We start from the raw sequence: 706 nt of genomic DNA on the forward strand, positions 1-706 counted from the left end.
GGATCGGGAACGAACTTCCGGGAAGTCAACTCGGAGTTATTCAAATAGCCGCGAGCCAGACCCGCTCCTGCTATGCATAGCTCACCCGGTACGCCGACAGGAACGAGACCCCCGCCCGAACCCAGGACGCGGATGCGAGTGTTCCAGATAGGGCGGCCGATCGGGACTACACTATCGCCGGTAGCATAGTCTTTAGCGAGGTTGAACCAAGTCGCGTAGATTGACGCTTCAGTTGGACCATAAAGATTAGCGACTTGAGCCCGAAACCCAGCCTTCGACGTCTTTGCCGACAAGCCCGGACTGAAAGCCTCCCCGGCCACAAGGAGGTGCCTTACGCACCGGAGCGACTCCAGCTCCACTCCTTCGATCATCCTCATGAACGCGTCCAGCATTGACTGGACGAAGTTTATATGAGTAACGTCAAAGCTATCGACCGCGTCCGCAATCGCCCTCGAGTCACCCTCCTTACCCTGTTCGAGAATAGCAAGCCTTCCGCCGGCCCAGAACCACCCGAACAGCTCAGTCGCAGAGACGTCAAAGGTGTAGCTGGTCTTCAGCAGGTAGACATCGCCAACGTCCAGCGGGTAGATATCCTGCATGAAGCAGAGAGTGTTCGCGACGTTCCGGTGCTCTATCAGCACGCCCTTTGGCCTGCCCGTGGATCCCGAGGTGTAGATGCAGTAGATCAGGTCCGACGGAGAGCCGA

1 protein-coding gene is annotated in these 706 nt (G+C 57.8%); it reads right to left on the reverse strand.

Annotated features, from left to right (window positions below):
• Positions 1-641: AMP-binding protein (locus QEH53_RS23900; RefSeq protein ID WP_309025754.1), on the reverse strand; the 641-nt coding region annotated here is incomplete at its 3' end.
• Between the last annotated feature and the right edge of the window lie 65 nt (positions 642-706).

Origin of the sequence: Pelagicoccus sp. SDUM812002, from assembly GCF_031127835.1 — a bacterium.
Lineage (GTDB): Bacteria > Verrucomicrobiota > Verrucomicrobiia > Opitutales > Opitutaceae > Pelagicoccus.